Origin of the sequence: Algibacter sp., assembly GCF_049667265.1 — a bacterium.
Classification (GTDB): domain Bacteria; phylum Bacteroidota; class Bacteroidia; order Flavobacteriales; family Flavobacteriaceae; genus Algibacter_B.
The window spans coordinates 1-4,695 of record NZ_JBATHX010000241.1 but is presented as its reverse complement, the minus strand read 5'-3'; the positions used below and the strand labels follow the sequence as shown (position 1 = coordinate 4,695).

At 35.4% G+C, this 4,695-nt stretch carries 5 protein-coding genes; all 5 read right to left on the bottom strand.

The annotated features are described in order from the left end of the window. On the bottom strand, positions 1-871 hold an 871-nt coding region (locus tag WBN21_RS09110), incomplete at its 3' end, for an amidohydrolase family protein (RefSeq protein ID WP_424199546.1). Positions 872-957: 86 nt separating this feature from the next. After that, positions 958-1,491, bottom strand: coding sequence for a 3-hydroxyanthranilate 3,4-dioxygenase (locus WBN21_RS09105; protein ID WP_424199544.1), 534 nt, complete (start codon positions 1,489-1,491; stop codon positions 958-960). 239 nt (positions 1,492-1,730) lie between these two features. Further along, positions 1,731-2,513 (bottom strand): SDR family oxidoreductase, encoded by a 783-nt coding sequence (locus WBN21_RS09100; RefSeq protein ID WP_424199542.1) that lies wholly within the window; start codon positions 2,511-2,513, stop codon positions 1,731-1,733. A 182-nt stretch (positions 2,514-2,695) separates the two neighbouring features. Beyond that, positions 2,696-4,135, bottom strand: coding sequence for an aldehyde dehydrogenase (locus WBN21_RS09095; RefSeq protein ID WP_424199540.1), 1,440 nt, complete (start codon positions 4,133-4,135; stop codon positions 2,696-2,698). A 1-nt stretch (position 4,136) separates the two neighbouring features. Continuing rightward, positions 4,137-4,538: a RidA family protein gene (locus tag WBN21_RS09090; RefSeq protein WP_424199538.1), complete on the bottom strand. Its 402-nt coding sequence runs from the start codon at positions 4,536-4,538 to the stop codon at positions 4,137-4,139. Between the last annotated feature and the right edge of the window lie 157 nt (positions 4,539-4,695).

The window sequence follows — 4,695 nt, the reverse complement described above, 5'->3', positions numbered from 1 at the left end:
GTTTGGAGCCATGATTTCTAATCAATAACTCTAATCCACCAGTATCGTGAACTAGCGTGTCAAAGAATATATTTTTATGCCCGACAGCTTTTCTTGGGTGGTGCTTGCCTTCAAATAAATCGGGTCTACCATCAAAACCTTGAATCCGTCGACCTAAATTAATTTGAGCTAATTGCCCACCGTGCGCAAAACAAGTTCGCATATTTGGGAATTTATCTTGGTAACCATTTAATGTTAAGAAATGATAGGCATCGCCGCATTGTGCTAGCATCCAAATTAAGTGAAAACGCCACGATGTATTTTCTAATTTAATAAATTTCTCACCATCATAAGGATGAATTTCTACGGCCAAATTATACTTATTTGCTAATTCAAATATGGGCTCGTTCTCTTCATCAAAAATACAACGCCATGTACCAATAGTATCCATATAATGGGTTGGTAAGCATAACAATTGCATATTGTGTTGCTCAACGCAACGCTCAATTTCCCAACAAGCACTTCTTATAAAAGCTGGATGTACCACAAAACCACAAGTAAATTTACTTGGGTTTTCGCGTTGTATTTTAGCATTAAAATCATTTTGAAAACGCAAGGCCTTTTTCATTTCTTCAACGCGTAAGCCGTTACCATAAAGTTGCGATAAATTCAAAACAACAGCATGGTCCAATTTATTACGTTCCATCCATTCCAGTTTTTCATCTAAGAAAAAACTAGAGTCGGTTACGGGGCGTTTCCAATCCTTTTGAAGCATGAATTTCCGATCTTTATCCACCCAAAAAATGCCTTTTTCTTGCATAAATTCAGGAATATCTTCAGGATATGGCAATAAATGCGAATGACCGTTTATTCTAAGTTTGCGTTTTTCCATTTTGTAATTCCGGCTCAGGCAGGAATCTATTTTTTAAAATTTACGTTTTGTGAGATGAGATTCCTGCTTTCGCAGGAATAATAATCCTAATCTATTTGTACCTTCTTCGGTGGTTGCATCACCTCTCCACAATTTGGGCAGCTTCGTTTTTCTTTGTCACCATAATATTTATCGAATATTTTCGGCATATCCGTTTCAATATTATCTAATGTAAAGTCTTCTTCATAAAGTTTGGTTACACAATTTTCGCAAAACCAAAGTAAAGCATCACGCACACCTTCAGGGCGTTTGTATTCAATAACCAACCCAACGGTATTAGCGCCACGTTGTGGAGAATGCGGCACTTTTGGCGGTAATAAATAAATATCACCCTCTTTTATATGTACATCTTTTGGCGTGCCTTTGTCAATTATTTTAAGCACAATATCACCTTCAACCTGATAGAAAAATTCCGGCGTTTCATTATAATGATAATCTTTTCTACTGTTAGGTCCACCAACAACCATCACAATAAAATCTGCATCCTTCCAAACCACTTTATTACCAACTGGCGGTTTTAACAAGTGTCTGTTTTCCTCAATCCAAGCTTTAAAATTTATAGGTGATGTTAAATGACTCATAATTTAATATTTTGGGCGTTAACACAAGGGTCAGGCTATCTGCTGTACCTGCCTGCCGGCAGGTCTTTTTTGTACTAAACTTGTTCATTAACTCATAAAGGTAAAAGCTAACATAATATTTCGTCTTCTATCAAGATAAGATCTTGCACAAAAAAGGATGCCGCTTCTATCCTTAACGCAAATTCGTTATAAAGATACAAATACCAGAATTTGTTTAGTGTTTTTGTTTCGTTAAATAATTACAAAGACTTGGTTCTTCCTCCGTCTACAGGAACATTAATTCCTGTAACATAACTAGCACATTCACTAGCTAAAAAAGTAATCACATTGGCGGTTTCTTCGGGTTGTGCAAAACGTTTGGCAGGTGCATAATTTTTCATCATTTCTGCCATGTCTTCAATAGACCGATCTTCAATATTCGCCTTAATTTTAATAATTTCCGTTAGGCGTTCAGTATCTGTAAAACCTGGAAGTACATTGTTTACGGTTATTCCAAATTCAGCAACTTCAGTAGCTAGTGTTTTGCTCCAATTACCAACAGCACCTCTAATTGTGTTGCTCACACCTAATCCAGGGATAGGCTCTTTTACTGAAGTAGAAATAACATTAATAATCCTTCCAAAACCTTCTCCTTTCATAAACGGAATAGTAGCTTGAGCCAAAAGATGGTTGCATTTTAAATGCATAGTAAAAGCATTTTCAAAAGCTTCTAAACTAGCCGTTAAAAGACTTCCACTTCTCGGACCACCAGTATTGTTAATTACAATATGGAAACCATGTTCTTTTTCAATAAACTTGATAACTTGCTCTTGCAATTCCCTCGGGTTAGAAAAATCAGCTACTATATAGCTATGGTTTCTATGGTGTGGTAATTCTGCTAAAACTTCTTTTAGTTTTTCTCTGTTTCTAGCAACAAGAGTAACGTTTACGCCCTCAGCAGCTAATGCCATAGCGGTTGCTTTTCCTATACCTTGTGTGCTTCCGCAGACTAATGCGTTTTTGTTGTTTAGTTTTAAATCCATATTCAAGCCCCACCTAATCCCGATTTTAATCGGGAAACTCTTAACGGGTAATGAGAGTTAGTTTAACTATTTCTTAAATGAGTCATGCTAAATTTAATATTAGCATGAAAGTTATTTTATTTTTTTATAATTAAAAGATTACCAGCCTAGTTTCTCCTCTTTGGGGAGATTAAGAGGGTCTTTTAATATTTAATACACACATTTTTAGCTTCAGTAAAAAAACGTAAAGCCTCGAATCCACCTTCTCGACCAACACCTGATGCTTTTACACCACCAAAAGGAGTTCGTAAATCACGAAGCATCCATGTATTTACCCAAACAATTCCAACTTGTAATTTATTACTCAATCGCATGGTTCGTTTTAAATCATTAGTCCATAATGTGGCAGACAATCCGTACTTAACCTTGTTAGCCATTTCCAAAACTTCATCTTCAGTTTTAAAAGACATTATGGTGACTACTGGTCCAAATATTTCTTCTTGATTTACTTTACAATTGTCAGTTTCAACTTCAATAATTGTGGGTTCTAAATAATAGCCGTTTTCAAAACCTTTCACAATAACTTTTTTGCCGCCGAAAAGTATGTTTCCACCTTCTTCTTTAGCGATATCAATAAAAGTTAAAACTTTTTCTAAGTGCGATTTTGAAACTAAAGCTCCAATGTTTGTAGTATTTTCAGAAGGATGTCCAACGTTTAGTTTCTTCACTTTTTCAATAAAGTCTGCCTTAAATTTTTCATATATAGTATCTTCAATAAAAATACGACTTCCACATAAACAAATCTGCCCTTGATTTGTGAATGAAGAACGTACAGTAGTTTCTAGCATATCCTCATAATCACAATCATCAAAAATGATGTTTGGATTTTTTCCACCCAACTCTAAAGATAACTTTTTAAACATAGGTGCAGCTACTCGGGCAATATGTTCGCCTGTTGAAGTGCCACCAGTAAATGAAATAGCTTTTATTTCTGGATGCTCTATTATAGCTTGTCCTGTAGTTGTTCCTAGGCCATGAACAATATTTAAAACACCCTTTGGAAGGCCAGCCTCATTTAGTATTTCTGCTAATAAAAAAGCGGTCATTGGTGTAATTTCGCTGGGTTTTGCTACGACGCAATTTCCAGCAGCAATGGCAGGAGCTATTTTCCAAGTAAATAAATAGAGTGGAAGGTTCCAAGGCGAAATACAAGCTACAACACCAATAGGTTGTCGTAAAGTGTAATTGATTGCCTTCTGGCCAATACTTTCATGACTTTCACTAGCAAATTGTGTGATGGCATTTCCAAAGAATCTAAAATTACTTGCTGCCCTTGGTATATCAATGGCTTTTGCTAAACTTATTGGCTTACCATTATCCTTGCTTTCAGCTTCGGCAAAGCGTTGCAAGTTTGTTTCTAATAACTCCGAAATTTTAATTAATATTCTACTTCGTACTTCAAAAGTGGTTTGCGACCAACTTGGGAAGGCTAATTTTGCAGTTTGATAGGCATTTTCAACATCTGCTTTCGATGAGTTTGGTATTTGTCCATAAACTTCTCCATTGGATGGATTGTAGTTATCTATCCATTCATTAGAGATTGGATTTTCGAATTTACCGTTTATGAAGTTTTTTAGTTTCAAATTACAATTTTTTAAAAGCGACAACCTTAATCTCCACTACCAAATCTGGATGCGGTAATTGATGTACTGCAACGGTTGTTCTTGTTGGTCCAGTTTCTGCATCAAAAAACTCGGAGTAGACTTTATTATATCCTGCAAAATCATTCATATTTACTAAAAACGTTGTAACATCCGCAACATCTTTTAAAGAAGCACCTTCGTTCGCTAAATTCTTTTCAATGTTTTTCAAAACTTCGCGGGTTTGGGTTTCAATGTTTAAATGTTTGGTGCCCATTTGATCAATAATATCAACTCCAGCAATGGTGTTGTCCGGTCTTCTTGAACTTGTTCCAGATACAAATATAAAATCGCCAACACGTTTTGTGTGTGGATAGGCTCCTCTTGGTGTTACTTTACTGGTCATGATTTTTTATTTTGTTTTTTGAACACTTTTGCTATATTCATTTTATTTCACAAGTTTTATTTTAATCTTTCTAACTTCTAACTTCTAACTTCTAACTTCTAACTTCTAACTTCTAACTTCTAACTTCTAACTTCTAACTTCTAACTTCTAACTTAAT